The 17,432-nt window shown below is 59.7% G+C and carries 21 protein-coding genes; 16 read left to right on the top strand and 5 right to left on the bottom strand.

The features are described 5' to 3' along the window. Positions 1–58: 58 nt before the first annotated feature. The 8 genes from hutI to AC2FF7_RS11175 all read left to right on the top strand — a co-directional run bounded on the left by hutI (position 59) and on the right by AC2FF7_RS11175 (position 7,364). Positions 59–1,264, top strand: a complete 1,206-nt coding sequence (hutI, locus tag AC2FF7_RS11210; protein ID WP_496905646.1) for an imidazolonepropionase — start codon at positions 59–61, stop codon at positions 1,262–1,264. Next, complete coding sequence (gene hutH / locus AC2FF7_RS11205) at positions 1,264–2,793, top strand: histidine ammonia-lyase (RefSeq protein WP_496905645.1); 1,530 nt, start codon at positions 1,264–1,266, stop codon at positions 2,791–2,793. Before hutI ends, hutH begins: the two co-directional genes overlap by 1 nt. Further along, the gene (gene hutG / locus AC2FF7_RS11200; RefSeq protein ID WP_480866563.1) at positions 2,793–3,590 is read left to right on the top strand and encodes an N-formylglutamate deformylase; all 798 of its coding nucleotides are present in this window, start codon (positions 2,793–2,795) and stop codon (positions 3,588–3,590) included. The genes hutH and hutG overlap by 1 nt, the downstream gene beginning before the upstream one ends. Then, positions 3,587–5,269, top strand: a complete 1,683-nt coding sequence (gene hutU, locus AC2FF7_RS11195) for a urocanate hydratase (protein WP_480866562.1) — start codon at positions 3,587–3,589, stop codon at positions 5,267–5,269. The genes hutG and hutU overlap by 4 nt, the downstream gene beginning before the upstream one ends. Before the next feature lie 70 nt (positions 5,270–5,339). Beyond that, positions 5,340–6,218, top strand: coding sequence for a phosphoserine phosphatase SerB (gene serB, locus AC2FF7_RS11190; RefSeq protein WP_496905644.1), 879 nt, complete (start codon positions 5,340–5,342; stop codon positions 6,216–6,218). A 46-nt stretch (positions 6,219–6,264) separates the two neighbouring features. After that, the gene (locus AC2FF7_RS11185) at positions 6,265–6,594 is read left to right on the top strand and encodes an ArsR/SmtB family transcription factor (protein WP_480866559.1); all 330 of its coding nucleotides are present in this window, start codon (positions 6,265–6,267) and stop codon (positions 6,592–6,594) included. Further along, the gene (locus AC2FF7_RS11180) at positions 6,582–7,010 is read left to right on the top strand and encodes an SRPBCC family protein (protein WP_496905643.1); all 429 of its coding nucleotides are present in this window, start codon (positions 6,582–6,584) and stop codon (positions 7,008–7,010) included. The genes AC2FF7_RS11185 and AC2FF7_RS11180 overlap by 13 nt, the downstream gene beginning before the upstream one ends. 33 nt (positions 7,011–7,043) lie before the next feature. Further along, entirely contained in the window at positions 7,044–7,364 is a 321-nt protein-coding gene (locus tag AC2FF7_RS11175; RefSeq protein ID WP_480505175.1) for a YciI family protein, read from the top strand. Between the two features lie 3 nt (positions 7,365–7,367). Here the strand turns inward: AC2FF7_RS11175 and AC2FF7_RS11170 are convergent, their stop codons facing one another. Further along, a complete protein-coding gene (locus AC2FF7_RS11170; protein WP_480866557.1) occupies positions 7,368–8,366 on the bottom strand; it encodes an asparaginase in 999 nt (332 codons plus the stop codon). Between the two features lie 177 nt (positions 8,367–8,543). Between AC2FF7_RS11170 and AC2FF7_RS11165 the strand changes: the two genes are divergently transcribed. The 5 genes from AC2FF7_RS11165 (at position 8,544) to AC2FF7_RS11145 (ending at position 12,030) form a co-directional block, all read left to right on the top strand. Further along, a complete protein-coding gene (locus AC2FF7_RS11165; protein WP_170754671.1) occupies positions 8,544–9,077 on the top strand; it encodes an invasion associated locus B family protein in 534 nt (177 codons plus the stop codon). 172 nt (positions 9,078–9,249) lie between these two features. After that, positions 9,250–9,417, top strand: a complete 168-nt coding sequence (locus AC2FF7_RS11160; RefSeq protein ID WP_480866555.1) for a hypothetical protein — start codon at positions 9,250–9,252, stop codon at positions 9,415–9,417. Between the two features lie 110 nt (positions 9,418–9,527). Beyond that, on the top strand, positions 9,528–9,905 hold the full coding sequence (locus AC2FF7_RS11155) for a lysozyme inhibitor LprI family protein (RefSeq protein WP_496905642.1): 378 nt from the start codon (positions 9,528–9,530) through the stop codon (positions 9,903–9,905). 79 nt (positions 9,906–9,984) lie between these two features. Next, positions 9,985–11,175 carry a dual-specificity RNA methyltransferase RlmN gene (gene rlmN / locus AC2FF7_RS11150; RefSeq protein WP_353394159.1) on the top strand — a complete coding sequence of 397 codons (1,191 nt, stop codon included), beginning with the start codon at positions 9,985–9,987 and terminating at the stop codon, positions 11,173–11,175. A 228-nt stretch (positions 11,176–11,403) separates the two neighbouring features. Further along, positions 11,404–12,030, top strand: coding sequence for a cytochrome P460 family protein (locus AC2FF7_RS11145; RefSeq protein ID WP_480866551.1), 627 nt, complete (start codon positions 11,404–11,406; stop codon positions 12,028–12,030). Between the two features lie 3 nt (positions 12,031–12,033). On the opposite strand, the gene AC2FF7_RS11140 is transcribed toward AC2FF7_RS11145, so the two are convergent. Together AC2FF7_RS11140 and AC2FF7_RS11135 are read right to left on the bottom strand one after the other, a co-directional pair. Continuing rightward, complete coding sequence (locus AC2FF7_RS11140) at positions 12,034–12,378, bottom strand: hypothetical protein (protein ID WP_170754661.1); 345 nt, start codon at positions 12,376–12,378, stop codon at positions 12,034–12,036. Further along, positions 12,375–13,292 carry a DnaJ C-terminal domain-containing protein gene (locus AC2FF7_RS11135; protein WP_480866549.1) on the bottom strand — a complete coding sequence of 306 codons (918 nt, stop codon included), beginning with the start codon at positions 13,290–13,292 and terminating at the stop codon, positions 12,375–12,377. Before AC2FF7_RS11135 ends, AC2FF7_RS11140 begins: the two co-directional genes overlap by 4 nt. Before the next feature lie 142 nt (positions 13,293–13,434). On the opposite strand from AC2FF7_RS11135, the gene AC2FF7_RS11130 reads away from it, so the two are divergent. Beyond that, a complete protein-coding gene (locus AC2FF7_RS11130; RefSeq protein WP_170355445.1) occupies positions 13,435–13,818 on the top strand; it encodes a hypothetical protein in 384 nt (127 codons plus the stop codon). Here AC2FF7_RS11130 and AC2FF7_RS11125 read toward each other — a convergent pair whose 3' ends face one another. Beyond that, positions 13,819–14,916, bottom strand: coding sequence for a cystathionine gamma-lyase (locus AC2FF7_RS11125; protein WP_480866547.1), 1,098 nt, complete (start codon positions 14,914–14,916; stop codon positions 13,819–13,821). It abuts the gene before it with no gap. Positions 14,917–14,919: 3 nt separating this feature from the next. Continuing rightward, the gene (locus AC2FF7_RS11120; RefSeq protein ID WP_170754657.1) at positions 14,920–15,762 is read right to left on the bottom strand and encodes an LOG family protein; all 843 of its coding nucleotides are present in this window, start codon (positions 15,760–15,762) and stop codon (positions 14,920–14,922) included. Between the two features lie 79 nt (positions 15,763–15,841). Between AC2FF7_RS11120 and AC2FF7_RS11115 the strand changes: the two genes are divergently transcribed. Together AC2FF7_RS11115 and AC2FF7_RS11110 are read left to right on the top strand one after the other, a co-directional pair. Beyond that, positions 15,842–16,759 carry a threonine/serine dehydratase gene (locus tag AC2FF7_RS11115; protein ID WP_480866543.1) on the top strand — a complete coding sequence of 306 codons (918 nt, stop codon included), beginning with the start codon at positions 15,842–15,844 and terminating at the stop codon, positions 16,757–16,759. A 44-nt stretch (positions 16,760–16,803) separates the two neighbouring features. Then, positions 16,804–17,403, top strand: a complete 600-nt coding sequence (locus AC2FF7_RS11110) for a GntR family transcriptional regulator (protein WP_170754653.1) — start codon at positions 16,804–16,806, stop codon at positions 17,401–17,403. Positions 17,404–17,432 lie beyond the last annotated feature (29 nt).

Here is a 17,432-nt window from a genome sequence, read left to right as displayed (position 1 = left end):
TTAAATTTTTATAAGTATACTTAAAAATAAACAACCACGGAAACCGAAAAGAGCTTCGATGATGACAAATATGGTCATTTTTGCGGGAAATGTCGCAACCATGGAGTGCGACCGGGAGCCCTACGGTTTGTGCGTGGACGCAGCGATCGCGATCGAGGGTGGTCGAATTGTCTGGGTCGGATCGAAAAAAGAGTTGCCTGAGCGATTCTCGGGTTGGGAGGCCACGGATTATGGTGAAAGGCTGGTGACCCCGGCCTTGATCGACGCGCATACGCATCTGGTGTTCGGGGGCAACAGGGCGGCTGAATTCGAGATGCGGTTGAACGGTGCATCGTATGAACAGATCGCACGCGCCGGAGGGGGCATTCTGTCGACCGTCAGCGCCACCCGCGCGGCATCCGAAGAGGCGCTGTTGTCCGACGCTTTGACCCGTGCTGATGCTTTGGTGTCTGAAGGTGTCAGCTGTGTCGAGGTGAAATCGGGATACGGGTTGGACGTAGAAACCGAACTGAAAATGCTTCGGGTTGCACAAAAAATAGAAAAACTGCGCCCGATGCGCGTGAAGACCACCTTTCTTGGCGCGCATGCTGTTCCGCCCGAGTACAAGTCCCGCCCCAAAGACTATTTGACCGAGGTTTGTATCCCGACCCTGCACGCAGCCCACGCCGAAGGGCTCGTGGATGCGGTTGACGGTTTCTGTGAGGGCATTGCCTTCACCCCCGCCCAGATGGCGCTTGTCTTTGATGAGGCGCAATCTCTTGGTCTGCCGGTTAAGCTGCATGCTGAACAACTGTCCAATCTTGGCGGGGCCAGATTAGCTGCCAGTTACGGAGCACTGTCGGCTGATCATGTGGAATATCTGGATGAGGACGGTGTCGCGGCCATGGCGGAGGCGGGCACGGTAGCCGTGCTTTTGCCGGGCGCGTTTTACACGCTACGCGAAACTCAGGTTCCGCCCGTGAACAGACTGCGAGACAAATCCGTGCCGATGGCATTGGCGACAGATTGCAATCCGGGGTCGTCTCCGCTGACGTCTTTGTTGCTGACGATGAATATGGGGTGCACCATGTTCCGCCTGACGCCCGAAGAGGCGCTGGCTGGTGTGACCCGGAATGCGGCGCGTGTGCTTGGCTTGCAGGACACGGGCGAAATCACTGTGGGCAAACGGGCGGATCTGGCTGTCTGGGATGTGCGGCACCCGGCTGAACTGGCGTATCGGATCGGGTTCAATCCCCTCCACCAGCGAATCTTCGGAGGGATGTGATGGCGCACCTCACCGTAACACCCGGAGGCGTAACCCTTTCGGAATTGGCCAAGATCTACTGGAATCAGCCATCTGTGCGACTGGACCCTGCCTGCGAAACTGCCGTGCAGCGCGCATCACAGCGCGTTCAGCACGCCGCCGAGGGCGACGTGGCCGTCTATGGCGTCAACACCGGGTTCGGGAAGCTGGCCAGCCACAAGATCGCCCCCAAGGATACTGCGGTTTTGCAGCGCAACCTGATCCTCAGCCATTGTTGCGGTGTTGGGCCGTCTGTCCCGCGCCGTACCGTTCGGCTTATGATGTCGCTGAAACTGCTGTCCTTCGGCCGCGGCGCGTCGGGCGTTCGATGGCAACTGATTGCGCTGTTGCAAGACATGCTGGCACACGATGTTATCCCGGTCGTTCCGGCGCAGGGGTCGGTCGGCGCGTCTGGTGATCTGGCACCATTGGCCCATATGGCGGCAGTCCTGATTGGCGAGGGTGAGGCCGACTGGAACGGCAAGATGATGCCGGGGCGTGACGCGTTGAAAGCGGCAGGGTTAGAACCTGTTGCGCTGGGCCCAAAAGAGGGGTTGGCCTTGATCAACGGCACTCAGTTTTCGACAGCCTACGCTTTGGCGGGCATGTTCGAAGCCTGGCAAGCGGCGCAAACTGCGCTCGTCATTTCGGCTTTGTCCACTGATGCGATCATGGGATCTACGGCCCCTTTGCGACCCGAAATCCACTCCCTGCGCGGACATCGCGGCCAGACCGAAGCCGCCAGCGCCATGCGCGCTGTGCTGGCCGGGTCAGAGATTCGCGAAAGTCATCGCGACGGAGACAGTCGTGTGCAGGATCCCTATTGCATCAGATGCCAGCCACAGGTCACGGGGGCGGCGATGGACGTCATACGTCAGGCCGCCGCGACTTTGGAAATCGAGGCAAATGCCGCCACTGACAACCCGTTGGTTCTTGAAGATGCGATAGTCTCGGGCGGGAATTTCCACGCTGAACCCGTTGGATTTGCCGCTGACATGATCGCGTTGGCGCTGTCCGAGATCGGCGCGATCGCGCAGCGCAGGATCGCCCTCATGGTGGACCCTGCGCTGAGCTTTGATCTGCCACCCTTCCTGACACCCGATCCGGGCTTGAACTCGGGCCTTATGATCGCCGAAGTCACCACTGCCGCATTGATGAGCGAGAACAAGCATCTTGCCAACCCATGCGTCACCGACAGCACGCCGACCTCTGCAAATCAGGAAGATCACGTTTCGATGGCTGCGCATGGGGCGCGGCGGTTGGGACGGATGGTCGAAAACCTGACCAACATCCTTGGGGTAGAATTGTTGTGCGCCGCGCAGGGCGTCGAGTTTCGCGCGCCGTTGGCGACCAGCGCCCCGCTGCAGCAAGTCATCAACCGACTACGCCGCGAGGTGCCTACATTGGATCAGGATCGCTATATGGCGCCAGACCTTGAGACAGCGAAAGCACTGGTAGCGCGCGGTGACATTCTGAAGGCGGCTGGCAACCCGATGCCAGAGTTGCGCTGATGCAGGTCGTTGGTGTCCAACAAGGTGACAGCCCGGTTGTGCTAGGCCAACCGCACGGCGGGACGTTTGTTCCGAACGAAATAGCTGGGCGATTGAACGCAGCAGGCGCTGTGCTGACAGATACGGATTGGCACATCAACAGGCTCTATGATGGGCTATTGCCGGCCGCGACCGTGGTGCAATCTCATATTCACCGCTATGTCGTTGATGCAAATCGCGATCCCGAAGGTGCCTCGCTTTATCCTGGGCAGAATACGACAACGCTCGTGCCCGAGACGGGTTTTGACGGTCAGCCGATCTGGCAAGCCGGTCAGGTGCCCTCAGCCGATGAGGTCCAGAAAAGGTGCAGCGCATATCACGCGCCGTACCACGTGGCGCTTGCAGCAGAGCTGGATCGCGTCAGGGCTAAACATGGCGTGGCGGTCTTGTTTGATTGCCATTCGATCCGCAGTCGCATTCCGTTCCTGTTTGACGGTGTTCTGCCAGACTTGAACATTGGAACAGACGGCGGAACGACCTGCGCGCCGGAAATCGAGGCTGTTGCGTACGAATTTGCGGATTCGTCGCCGTATAGCACCGTTTTGAACGGACGTTTTCGCGGCGGGTGGACCACTCGGCACTACGGTCGACCGAGCGAATGTGTACACGCCATTCAAATGGAAATTGCGCAGTCCGCGTACCTAACCGCCGAGCGCGCGCCGTGGCGCTATGACACTGCGAAGGCCGACCGTCTGCGCCCGTGGTTGCGCGATATTCTGGATGCCATCCAAGACACAGTATTGGAGCTTACGCCATGAACGATCCCCGTAAGAACACGCGAGATATCTATCCGCCGACTGGGCCAGAGCTGAACGCCAAAAGCTGGATGACCGAAGCGCCTTTGCGGATGCTGATGAACAACCTGCACCCGGACGTAGCCGAGAACCCGCATGAGTTGGTGGTTTATGGCGGGATTGGTCGCGCCGCACGTACATGGCAGGATTTCGACACTATTGTAGAGGGTTTGAAGGATCTGGAAGAGGACGAGACTCTGATTGTCCAGTCTGGCAAGCCCGTGGCCATCATCCGCACCCACAAGGATGCACCGCGCGTTCTGATCGCCAATTCCAACATCGTGCCGCATTGGGCCAACTGGGATCACTTCAACGAACTCGATAAGAAGGGCCTGATGATGTACGGCCAGATGACGGCCGGTTCGTGGATCTATATCGGCACGCAGGGCATCGTTCAGGGCACCTATGAGACCTTTGCTGAGGCCGGGCGTCAGCACTATGGCGGCGACCTGACCGGCAAATGGATTCTAACCGGCGGCTTGGGTGGTATGGGCGGTGCGCAGCCTCTGGCGGCCGTCTTTGCCGGGGTCTGCTGTCTGGCGGTGGAATGCAACCCCGACAGCATCGACTTCCGCCTGCGCACCAAATACCTGGATGAAAAGGCCGAGACGCTGGACGAAGCGCTTGAGATGATCGACCGCTGGACCACAGCCGGCGAGGCGAAGTCCGTAGGACTGCTGGGCAATGCCGCCGAGGTTTTCCCCGAGATCTACCGTCGCATGGCCGAGGGGGGCATGCGCCCCGATATCGTTACCGATCAGACCAGCGCCCATGACCCGATCAATGGATACCTGCCTATCGGCTGGTCCATGGCACAGTGGCGGGAAAAGCGCGAAACAGAGCCTAAGTCGGTGGAAAAAGCCGCACGTGCGTCGATGAAACAGCATGTGGCGGCCATGGTTGATTTCTGGAATGCAGGCGTGCCGACACTGGATTACGGCAACAACATCCGCCAGGTGGCGCAGGATGAAGGGCTGGAAAACGCCTTTGCTTTCCCCGGTTTTGTCCCTGCCTACATACGCCCGCTGTTCTGCAAAGGGATCGGCCCGTTCCGCTGGTGCGCCCTGTCCGGCGACCCGGAAGATATCTACAAAACCGACGCCAAGATGAAAGAGCTGTTCCCCGAGAACGAGCACCTGCATCGCTGGCTCGACATGGCGCAGGACCGCATCGCGTTTCAGGGTTTGCCCGCGCGCATCTGCTGGATCGGGCTTGGGGATCGGCATCGTGCTGGGCTGGCCTTCAATGAGATGGTGGCCAATGGTGAACTAAGGGCCCCTATAGTGATCGGGCGGGATCACTTGGACAGCGGCTCGGTCGCCAGCCCGAACCGCGAGACCGAGGCGATGCTGGATGGCTCGGATGCGGTCAGTGACTGGCCTTTGCTGAATGCGTTGATCAATACGGCCAGCGGGGCGACATGGGTGTCGCTGCATCATGGCGGCGGCGTTGGCATGGGCTTCAGTCAGCACGCGGGTGTGGTGATCTGCGCTGACGGGACCGAGGACGCCGCGCGGCGGTTAGAGCGGGTGTTGTGGAACGATCCGGCCTCGGGCGTGTGGCGTCATGCGGATGCCGGGTATGAGGCGGCGAAGGATTGCGCCCGTGCGCATGGGCTGCGGTTGCCGGGTATTCTGGGCTAGGGCGCATCTGTCCTCTGGCGAAAATGCTGCACCTGCGATATCTCGCAGGTGAGCTTGCCGGAGATTGAAGATGTACGTTGCCACCCTTTTGACCTACCCCGAGAAGAACACGTTTGATCAGGCGTTGGTCGACTCCCTGCGCAATGCTTGGGGCGGCGGAGATGTGCAGTGGTTGAGCCCGGATGAAGCCGCAGAGTTTTCGCTGGCGGCCTTGCCGGATAATCAGTGGGGCGTGTGGGCTGATTTGCAGAACATGGGTGTCGATCTGGTGGTCCAACCCGCCGACGGTCGCCGCAAGAAGATGCTGCTGGCCGATATGGACAGCACCATGATTCAGCAGGAATGCATCGACGAACTGGCCGATGAGGCGGGCGTTGGCGAGCGCGTCAAGGACATCACCGCGCGGGCCATGAACGGCGAGCTGGATTTCGAGGGCGCTCTGACCGAGCGTGTCGGGTTGCTGAAAGGTTTGGACGAGGCCGTGATCGACAAGGTGCTGGCCGAGCGAATTACCCTGATGCCCGGTGGCAAGGAACTTGTTGGGACCATGCGGGCGAATGGGGGTTATGCCGCGTTAGTGTCGGGCGGGTTCACGGCCTTTACGTCCAAGGTTGGGGCCGAACTGGGCTTTGATGAGAACCGCGCCAACACGCTGCTTGCCGAGGGCGGCAAGCTGACCGGTGATGTCGGGCGTCCCATCCTGGGTCGTCAGGCCAAGGTGGATGCTTTGGAACAGATCACTGCGCGGTTGGGTCTGTCCGAATCGGATGTGATCGCCGTGGGCGATGGCGCGAATGATCTGGGTATGCTGGGCCGGGCTGGAACCGGGGTGGCGCTGCACGCCAAGCCCTCGGTCGCGGGACAGTGTCAGGTGCGGGTAAACCACGGAGATCTTTCGGCTTTGTTGTTCCTGCAGGGCTATGCACGATCTGAGTTTGCGGCCGGTTAACACAGCGCGGCTTTCTTTTATTTAACAAAAATGTTAAACAATGGTCATGAACACTCTTCTGACCACATTTTCCGCGTTGTCTGACGCAACGCGATTTTCCATCGTCGAGCAGCTTATGCAGGATGGAGAATTACCTGCCGGAGACCTGATCGAAGGACGCGGCATGTCCGGCGCCGCGATCTCGCGCCATTTGAAACTGCTGCGCGAGGCGGGGCTGATAAATCAGCGCGTGCAGGGCAGCCAGCGGATGTATTCGATCCGCCCCGAGGGGCTGCGCGCGATTGCGGAGTGGACCATCTCGAAACGTCAATTCTGGGAAGGCAGCCTGGACCGTCTGGGTGATGCAATCGAAAAGGAGACCTCATGGCCGATTTGAAACTGGAGCGCGCTTACCCGCTTGCACCGGACGATCTGTATGCGTGGATCAGCACCCCCGACAAGCTTCTGCAGTGGTGGGGACCCGAAGGGATGCATGTGCCCGAGCACAACCTGGATTTCTCTCGCACGGGTCCGTGGTATTCGGTGATGCAAAATGGCGAAGGGCAGCGGTTTAAGGTTTCGGGTCATGTGACGCATGTCGATCCGCCCAAATCGGTTGGGTTCACATGGGGCTGGCATGACGATCAGGACCAGCGCGGAGCCGAAAGCCATGTGATGTTGGTGGTCGAGGCAGCAGAAGAGGGTGCAAAGTTGATCATCGACCACCGCGAGTTGGGCGATGACGAAATCGCAGCGAACCACAACAAAGGCTGGACGTCGACGCTGAACAAGCTGGCCGCACAGCTGGCCTAGTTTTTCATCACGAAGGCATAAGGGAGGAAATAAATGCCACAGTTTCTATTTGTCTATCACGGTGGTCATACCCCGACCGACCCCGCTGAAATCGAAGCGACCATGGCCGCCTGGGGCGCTTGGTTTGGCGGAATGGGCGAGGCACTGGACATCCCCGGAAACCCGGTTGGCCAGTCTTACACCGTCAGCAGCAGCGGTGTTGTTGACAATGGCGGCGCCAATCCGGCCTCGGGCTTTACAGTTGTCAAAGCCGAAAGCATGGATGCTGCGACCGAGATGGCCAAGGGTTGCCCGATGGTTGTCAACGGGTCCGGCTCGGTCGAAGTGGCCGAGATTCACGAGATTGAGATGTAGCCTTTAGCTGGGGAACCCCGGCGCGGGTTTGATCACGCCGCATTCCAGCCCTCGACGGCTGTATTGCGTGGCGTTCAGAAATTTGCGGGTGGCCGGGTGGTCGGCCTCCAGCACGCCCAAGCTGACCAGAATCGCGGCAATGGCGCATTCGCTGGCGCGGGTGGTGCCGTCGGTGATCTTCAATGCCACGCCCATGCGTTTTTCGGGTAGGATTGCGATGAACACAGCCTCGGCACCGGTTTTGATGGCAACGCGACCACCCATGGCGCGCATCAGTTCGGTGCAGGCGCGGGTTTCACCGGCGACCAGCTCGGGGTGTTTCATCATTGCGGCCGTCAGCTGTTGCGCCGCGTCGCTGGCCCGATCTGACCGATCCGAGGCGCTGGCAAACCACGCCATCGAACGCGCCAACCCGACCAGCGAGGTCGCAAAGTTCGGGGCCGAGCAGCCGTCGATCCCATAGGCAGGGCTGGTCTCGCCCGTTGTTTCCTCAAGAGCGGATAGGCAGGCCTGTTGTACGGGGTGGTCGATTTCCAGATATTCCGGTCCGGCGCCCATATGCTGAGCAACGGTCAGAAACCCGCAATGCTTGCCTGAGCAGTTGTTGTGAATCTGACAGGGCGTGTCGTCGGCCAAAATTAACCCGTCGCGCGCAGCCATGTCCTGTGGCTCTTGCGGGCCGCAGCGAAGATCGGGTTCCGCCAGACCCAGATGGTCCAACCAGGCCGAGACGCGATCCGTGTGGATATGTGCACCGCTATGCGAGGCGCAGGCCAGCGCCAAGTGTTCCGAATTCAGCCCGTATTTTGCCGCAGCACCCGAGGTGATCAGCGGCAGCCCCTGAATCATCTTGGCCGAGGATCGCGGATAGATCACAGCGTTCGGGTCCCCCCAACTTTGAACGATCTGGCCGGTATCGTCGCAGATCACCGCATGCCCAAGATGTAGGCTTTCCAACAGGGGTCCACGCCACAGTTCTGTCATTGGTACGGCTTGTGTCATGCGAACCCTCCTAAACATGCGCAAAATTCTGCCAATCGCCCTTTCGCCTGTGGCGAAACCTGCGTTACAGTGTGTATGTCGGCAAACACCAGAAGACGCAACTTACAGACGAACCAGGCAGGGTTCGCACGCGACGATGGTGGGTATGAGGTAATAGTCGAGCTAGGAGGCTGGACGATGGGATCAAAGCTTGTCCGCGTGATCGCGGGCCTTTGCGTGGCGGGGCTGGCCACAACTGCAACCGCTCAACAGGCAACAAGCACCAACAGGGTGGCTGCCAAAACCGATTGGAGCGTTTTCGTCGAAGACGACCCAACCGAGTGCTGGAGCGTTTCTGCACCTAAAGAGACAGTGAATACCCGTGGCGGTCGCGTAGTCTCGGTGCGCCGCAGTGATATTTTGCTGTTCGTGTTCTACCGCCCCAACGCCGAGGTTAAAGGTCAGGTTACCTTTACGGGTGGCTATCCCTTCGCGGCAGGGTCAACCGTGAGTCTTGATGTCGATGGCACCAAGTTCGAGCTGATCACCGAAGGCGAATGGGCGTGGCCTGCGACCGAAGGCGAAGACCTGAAGGTTGTTGCCGCGATGAAACGCGGGACCGAGGCTGTACTGACTGCGCGCTCTGAGCGTGGCACGCAGACCAAGGACACGTTCTCATTGCTGGGGTTCACTGCGGCGATTGAAGACGCGGAAAAGCGCTGCACTAGCTAAACTGGGCATTTGCCTGACCGCTGCCCCGCCAGTTCGGCGGGGTTTTTGCTTTGTGACAAGGCATTGTGCAGCGTTCTGGAGGCGGCACCCGTATTCAGAACTTGATTCCGGTCAAAGAAATGAATGCAAATATCTGCATGTATAAGGCTCTGAACTAGTGAAGGAGCCCGAAATGCCAACGAAATCACTCACCACCGTCTTGATGATGGCCGCCCTTATCCTGAGTGCCTGCGAGAAAGAGGCCGATACATATCCGGTCACGGGCGAGCAATGCGGGCCGGATGATCCGGTTCAAACGCTGGACGCAACGGATTGCAATATCCTGCCACCGGGCATTTGACGCATGCGGGTCCCATCGTGGCACGGCCATGTCGTCGTGCCTGGGGCTTCGTAGCTTTGGGATGAACCCGGGCCTGTGCTAGTATTGGGCAACCAACAGGGAGCTGCCTGATGCGCTTTGCATTTTTGATTTTGTTTCTGTCCTCCGCTGCCAGTGCCGATCCAGCACTAGAATGTCTGGATGCTGGGTCTCAGGTAGAGATCGGCGCATGCGTGGGCGCGATGGAGGACCGCGTCAATCAGGCGATAGATGCAAGTTACGACATCGCCATGCAGTCGACCAAAGAACTGGATGATGTTACCGGACGTGTTGTGGCAGTGCCCGCGTTGGACAGCGCTCAGACCGCGTGGCTGGCTTACCGCGATGCTCAATGCGAGGCTGTTGGCGCGTCGTTCGGCGGTGGGTCAGGTACCGGCATTGGCATTACCGCCTGTCGGGTAGAGTTGGGCCGGGCACGTGTGGACGAATTGCTGCGCTACGCGAATTAAACGCGACGATTTCTTTTGATCTTTGCGCTAGGTCCTATATAGAGGCGCATCCCAAGCCAGAATCTGCCGAGATAGCCCCATGTCGCCCAAAGCGCCGATCACTCAAGACGTCCTGACCCTCCCTCGCAAACTGCCCGAGGGAAAGGTGAACCTTGTCGGCTTGACCCGCGACCAGATGCGTGCGGCTTTGATCGAACATGGCACGCCGGAAAAGCAGGCCAAGATGCGCACCGGTCAGATCTGGCAGTGGATCTATCAATGGGGCAAGCGCGACTTTGCGGATATGACGAACCTTGCCAAAGCCTATCGTGCCCAACTGGCCGAGAATTTCGTCATCGAAATCCCCGAGGTCGTGACGCGGCAAGTGTCCGAGGACGGCACCCGAAAATACCTGTGCCGCATCGCCGGCGGGCATGAGGTCGAGGTGGTCTATATCCCCGAGGAGGATCGCGGCACGCTGTGTATTTCCTCGCAAGTGGGCTGCACGCTGACCTGTTCTTTCTGCCATACAGGCACACAGAAACTAGTGCGCAACCTGACCGCGGCCGAGATCGTGGGTCAGGTAATGATGGCCCGCGATGATCTGGACGAATGGCCCACCCCCGGTGCGCCCAAGGATGAAACCCGTTTGCTGTCGAACATCGTTCTGATGGGCATGGGCGAGCCGCTCTATAACTTTGAAAACGTCCGCGACGCGATGAAGATCGCCATGGACCCCGAAGGGATTTCTCTGTCGCGCCGCCGGATCACCCTGTCCACGTCCGGCGTTGTCCCTGAAATCGCCCGCACCGCCGAGGAAATCGGCTGCCTGCTGGCAATCTCCTTCCATGCGACAACGGATGAGACCCGCGATGTGCTGGTCCCCATCAACAAGCGTTGGAACATTGAGGAACTGCTTCAGGCGCTGGCCAGCTATCCTAAAGTCTCGAATTCCGAACGGATCACGTTTGAATACGTGATGCTGGATGGTGTGAATGACAGCGACGCTGACGCGCACCGGTTGATCGACCATATCAAGCGCCACAAGATCCCGGCCAAGATCAACCTGATCCCGTTCAACGAATGGCCCGGCGCGCCGTACAAGCGCAGCTCGAACAACCGAATCCGGGCTTTTGCGAATATCATCTATCAGGCGGGCTATGCTTCACCCATCCGCAAGACTCGGGGCGAGGACATTATGGCGGCCTGCGGCCAGCTGAAGTCAGCTACGGAACGCGCGCGCAAATCTCGCAAGCAAATCGCAGCCGAAGCGGGGTTGGACAGGCAGTAAGCGCAATATTTCAGCGATATGTGAACAGATTTAATGCGCCGTCCGCTGTCTATTGTATGCGGAATTTGGTATGTTTGTCTGGCCTGAGTGGTTGAAGCACTGACATACCAGCGCCTGACCAAGCGCAAGCTTTACCCATTTTGGCAAGATTAAGCGTGGCCGCTATCCACTTGCCACTCACATGACGTGCTGCGTTCCTGTGAAACGAATTACCGGTTGGGCCATAGAATGCTATTGGAATTGATACGACGAATCCCCGGCATATTTCCGGGGCTATGTGTCGGCTGTTTGGTTGCAGTTTCTGCTGCAGCCCAGTCCGAGAGTGAAAGCGCACATCTTGCCATCGAAAATCCTGCTGAACTGTCCAAGGAAGAAGCGTCCGGCATCTATAGCTCGCTGCAAAAGCGCATGGCGCGGGGATATGCCGCCGCGCAAATGGAAATCATCAGAAACTACCAGAGCTGGCCGCTGTTCAATGATGCGCCCTACATCTCTGAGACACATGGCCGGCGGTTCGTGAACAGCTATGCGAACCGGATGGCACACAACTATGGCGCTCTGACTGAGGGCGAAAAACTGCCCATGGGGTCTGTGTTGGCGAAGGACAGCATGACTGTCACGGATACCGGCAATACGCATCCCGGCGCATTGTTCGTAATGGAAAAGCTGGCCGAAGGCGTAAGCCCCGATACGGCGGATTGGCGGTACATCATGGTGATGCCGGACGGGTCGGTGTTCGGTGACACGATGGGAGATCGCGCAAGCGCCGTAGCCTATTGCCACGATTGCCACGAGGCTGTGGCTGATCGGGATTATACTTTTTACGTACCCGAAGAATATTTGGTGCAGAACTGAACCTTACTTTGACCCGAACCGGGCGATTCCGATCACATCGATCAGGTTTTGCCTGACTGGTTCCGGCTGCGCTTCGACGGCGCTCAGCACCTCACGCAGTTCGGCGCGCAAACCGTGCATCTGGTCGATAAGTGAGATCATCATCGACAGCGCGTCGGTCTCCATGTCGTATTGTTCATGCAATTCACAGGCCAACTCCAGCCGGGCCACGTCGAGGCTGTGGTAGACCAGCCCTTGTTCAGTGTTCTCAGGGATCACGATTTCGGCGGCCAGATACTCGGTCAACCGGGCCGAGGTCAGGCGGGTCACGGATGCGATCACTTCGGATTCGGTCAAGGTGCGGTTCATGACGGCATTCCTTTGCGAGGATCATAGCTGTGCGTGTCGCGCCAATTTTCCATGAAAGCCCTTAGGTCATCGTCGATCTGGTCGGGCATGGCGACGGTCAATTCGATCAGTTGGTCGCCCCGGTCGGCCGAACCCCGTTTTTTGACCCCTTTGCCCCGCAACCGCAAGGTTTTGCCGCTGCTGGTGCCAGGCGGCACGCTGACGTTGACGCCGCCGTCAATAGTTGGCGCGGGGATTTTGCCGCCCAGAACAGCCTCGTCAATGGTGATGGGCAGGGTAATGTGGATGTCATCACCCTGACGTTCAAACACCGGATGAGGTGCGACTGTCACGGTGACCAGGGCATCACCTGCAGGCCCGTCGCCAAACCCGGGATCCCCCTTGCCGCGAAGTCGGATGGTTTGGCCGTCTGTAATGCCTGCCGGGATCTTAACCTCGATCCGGTCGCCGTCAGGCAATGTCAGTTTCTGGCTGGCGCCAAACACAGCATCTAGAAAGCTGAGCTGCAGGCTGTAGCTGCGGTTATGCCCCGGCGCGTGGAAGCCTTGGCTGCTCTGGCCATAGCCGCCACGCCCGCGCATGAATTCGGCGAAGATGTCTGACATATCGTCCGAGTCTGCGGCGCGCCCACGATAAGGGTTTCCGGCGGCTTCGGCATAGTCGCGATAGTATTGCTGCTGGGCGCGTTCCTGACCCGAAGCGTCAATCTCGCCCCGATCAAACTGCGCGCGCTTTTCGGGGTCTTTCAGCAGGTCATAAGCGGCAGCTGCGGCTTTAAACTTGGCCTCGGCCTCGGCATCGCCGGGCTTTAGGTCGGGGTGGCAGTCTTTGGCGATGCGCCGATAGGCTTTTTTGATCTCGGCATCGCTGGCGTCTTTGGTGACGCCAAGGGCGGAATAGGGATCGTCGCTCATCTCACCTCTCGCGGCTCGGAGGAACAGGGTGGTTTTATCATGCGTTTTCAACGACCCAAAAGGAAGAGGCTTTTGAAACCGCTCGCAAATCCCTATAGGTCTGCTAACATACGCATGTTTTTATAGATTGACCGGAGGCCCCATGACGCGCCGATTGAAATCCATTCTGGCCCTGCTGGCCGGGAACGCCATCGGGCTGCTGCTGGCAGCGATCCTATTGCCCGAGTTCGCGATCCGACCGATCTCGTTCATTGTGGTGGTGATCGTTTTCACGCTTATTCAATGGATCGCCGAGCCGCTGATCCTGAAACTGGGGGCAAAGCGCGCGCCTGCGATCAAAGGTGGCATCGCGCTGATCGTGACCTTTGTCGGCTTGTTGCTGACCGATCTGATCACAAACGGCCTGACTGTAGGCGGGATTTCCAACCTGCTGGCCTCAACCCTGCTGGTCTGGCTGGGGGCGTTGATCGCCAGCATCGTGCTGCCGATCTATGTGTTCACCGAGTTGCGCGAGCCCAAGAAGTAATCACAGCGCGTTAAGGCTGGCGTTTATCGCCTGCCACAACTCCTCGACCGGTTCACAGCCGACCGAAAGTCGGATGAAGGCTGGGTCCACATCGTCGCCCCAGCGCGCGCGGCGTTCAGCCGAACTGTGGACGCCCCCAAAGGACGTGGCAGGACGCAGCATCGGACAGGCGTTGATGAAGGTTTCGGCTTTGTCTTCACTGTCCAGCGTGATCGACAACAGAAACCCGAACCGCGTTGTCTGCGCTTTGGCCAGCGCGTGCGCGGGGTCAGAGGGCAGACCGGGATAGCGGATGGCTTTCACCGCAGGGTGATCCGCTAGCCGCTCGGCCAGTACCTGCGCCGAGGCGCACATTCGGTCGAACCGCACATCCAGCGTTTCCAATCCGCGATGCAGCAGCCATGCCTCATGCGGGCCGGGGATCGCGCCCGAGACTTTGCGCCATTCCTCGACCCTCTCCATGATCTGCGGATTGCGGCTGGAGACATGGCCCATCAGCAGGTCGGAATGCCCGCCCATCGCCTTAGTGTCTGAGGCCACAACCACATCCACGCCCAGATCCAGCGGGCGCTGGCCCAGCGGGGTCATGGTGGTGTTGTCGGCAATCGTGATCCCGCCAGCAGCGCGCACTGCCTGTGCAATCGCGGGCAGGTCCATCATATCCAGACCGGGGTTCGAGGGGCTTTCGACAAACACCACATCGAACCCGTCAAATCCGCCTTCGGTAAACGCGGTCGTGGGGCGTTCGGTGACCGACACGCCCAGACCCGACAGAAATCGATCCGCCAGCACGCGGGTGACGTAGTAGCCGTCGGATGGGATCAGGATACGCGACCCGGCCTTGATGGCGGCAAACAAAGCGGCCGAGATCGCCCCCATGCCCGAGGGGAACACGAGGCAAGGCGCGCCCTCCAGATGGGCCAGAACATGTTCCAGATGCACCCATGTGGGGTTGTCGACGCGGCCATAGGTCGGCAGGCCATCCGGCGCGCCTGGCAGGTGGTACATGCTGCTTTGGGTCAAAGGCAGCGCTACAGGGTCGCCTGCATTCAGGGCATTGCCGCGCAGGTGCAGCATCTCTCCGGGTTTGGGGGCCATCTCTCAGCGCCCCGGAATGTCGTCGCGGGGCGGGGCGGGTTCCCAATTCTCGATGATGTCGACAGCCTCTTGCGCGGTGTCGACAAAGCGGAACAGGTCCAGATCTTCGTCCGAGATGGTGCCCGCATCTGCCAGCGCTTCCCAGTTGATGACTTTCTCCCAGAATTCACGGCCAAACAGCAGGAAGGGCACGCGGTCCATCCGGCCGGTCTGGATCAGGGTTAGCGACTCGAACAGCTCATCCATCGTGCCGAAGCCGCCGGGGAAGATGGTGATGGCGCGGGCGCGCATCAGGAAGTGCATCTTTCGGATGGCGAAATAGTGGAAGTTGAAGCTGAGCTCGGGCGTCACGTATTCATTCGGCGCCTGCTCGTGCGGCAACACGATGTTCAATCCGATGGAACAACCGCCTGCATCTTGCGCGCCGCGATTGCCAGCCTCCATCACGCCAGGGCCGCCACCGGTGACGATCACGTTCTCGCGGCAGCCGGTCTGGTTCGACTTCTCGGTCATCAGCCGGGCGAATTCGCGCGCCTCGTCATAATACTCCGACAAATCAGCCAGCGTTTTCGTGCGGGCGGTGTGTTTCTGCGACGGTTCCGGGATGCGTGCACCGCCGAACATGACGATGGTCGAGGTGATCTGACGTTCGCTCATGATCATCTCAGGCTTCAGCAGTTCCAGCTGCAGGCGCACCGGGCGCAGCTCATCGCGGCACAGGAACTCGTCATCGGCAAAGGCAAGGCGATAGGCGGGGGAGCGCGTCTGCGGCGTATCCGGCACCTCGCTCGCGGTCGAACGGTCGGTCTGCGCGTCGCGAAACGGGCTGTGGCGGTCTTCTCTCATAGGTGATCGATCCCTGCTTGCGTGTTTCCAAAACAGCTATAGGGTTCGCGGGCAGAGTGCCAGTCACGGAAGTACAAGAATGAATTGGAAGAACGAAATTTCAGCGGCCGCAGACCGGATCGCCGGATATGCACAGGTTACACCCGTAATGGAAAGCCATGCGCTGGGGCTGGACTATCCGGTCGAGTTGAAGCTGGAGCAGATGCAGCACACTGGCAGCTTCAAAGCGCGCGGGGCGTTTAACACGTTGCTCAGCATGGATGTCCCCGAGGCCGGTGTGGTGGCCGCATCGGGTGGCAATCACGGGGCAGCGGCGGCCTATGCGGCGCAGACGCTGGGCTATCCGGCCAAGATTTTCGTACCCGAACTGGCGGGTCCGTCCAAAATCGCATTGATCGAACAAACGGGAGCGGACCTGAGTGTGGTCTCTGGCGAATACGCGAACGCGCTTACGGCGGCGCAAGATCATGAAGCGCAGACCGGCGCGATGCAGATCCACGCCTATGACGCGCCGGGCACCGTCGCCGGGCAAGGCACGTGTTTCGCCGAATGGGAGGCGCAAGGCCTGCAAGCCGACACAGTTCTGGTCGCTGTCGGTGGCGGAGGGCTGATCGCCGGGGCGCTGGCGTGGTTGCAGGGTGCGCGCAAGGTCGTGGCGGTCGAGCCCGAGACCTCATGCGCATTGAACGCCGCGTTGCAGGCGGGGGAGCCGGTCGATGTCTCGGTCTCGGGTATTGCGGCCAATGCGCTGGGCGCGCGGCGGATCGGGTCGATCTGTTTTGGTCTGGCGCAGGGCATGACCTCGGTCCTGGTCAGCGACGCGGCCATTGCCGATGCGCAAAAGCGGCTTTGGCAAGCGCATCGGATTCTGGTCGAACCGGCAGGTGCTGCGGCTTTGGCGGCGTTGACCTCTGGCGCATATAAGCCCGCGCCGGGGGAAAAAGTGGCTGTGCTGGTGTGCGGGGGCAATATCTCACCCGACCCGCTGATGGGCTGAGAATGCGGCTTGTGATCTGTGGGGTCGGATTTTATCTATAATCCATGAGCGCGACCATTGCCGACACCATCTACGACAGCCTGAGCCAGCAAATCATAACCGGCGAACTGACCGCCGGGGAAAAGCTGCGTCAGGACCACATCGCGCGGGCTTTTGATACCAGCCATGTCCCGGTGCGCGAAGCTCTGCTGCGTTTGCAAGCCCATGGGCTGGCCAAAAGCGAACCCCGACGCGGGATGCGTGTGACGCCACTGGATCCGGTTGAAGTGCGCGAAGTGATCGAAATGCGTGTCGCCCTTGAACCGTTGGCCTTGCAATACGCGGTGCAGAACATGTCGATGAACGCGGTCACCCGGGCAGAACAGGCGCGGTTGGCCTGCGATGCGGCTGAAACGATGCCCGAGTGGGAGGCCAAAAACCGCGCTTTCCACCGCGCCATTCTTGCACCATGCGCGCTGCCCCGGCTGCTGCGGACGATTGATGACTTGCACATTGCCAGCGCGCGCCATCTGTTCGCGCATTGGCGGCCAAAATGGGTGCAGCGGGCGGATACGGATCATGCGGCGATCATGCAGGCGATCCAAAAGAAAGACACCGCAGGGGCGGTTGGGCTTCTGGTCCGGCACATCCGGCGCGCGCGTTGACCACTGCTGTAGCCTTTGATTGCGATCGG

Source organism: Ruegeria sp. YTSC325, assembly GCF_059609525.1.
Note: the sequence above shows the minus strand (reverse complement) of the source record. Positions and strands in the feature narration are given on the sequence as shown.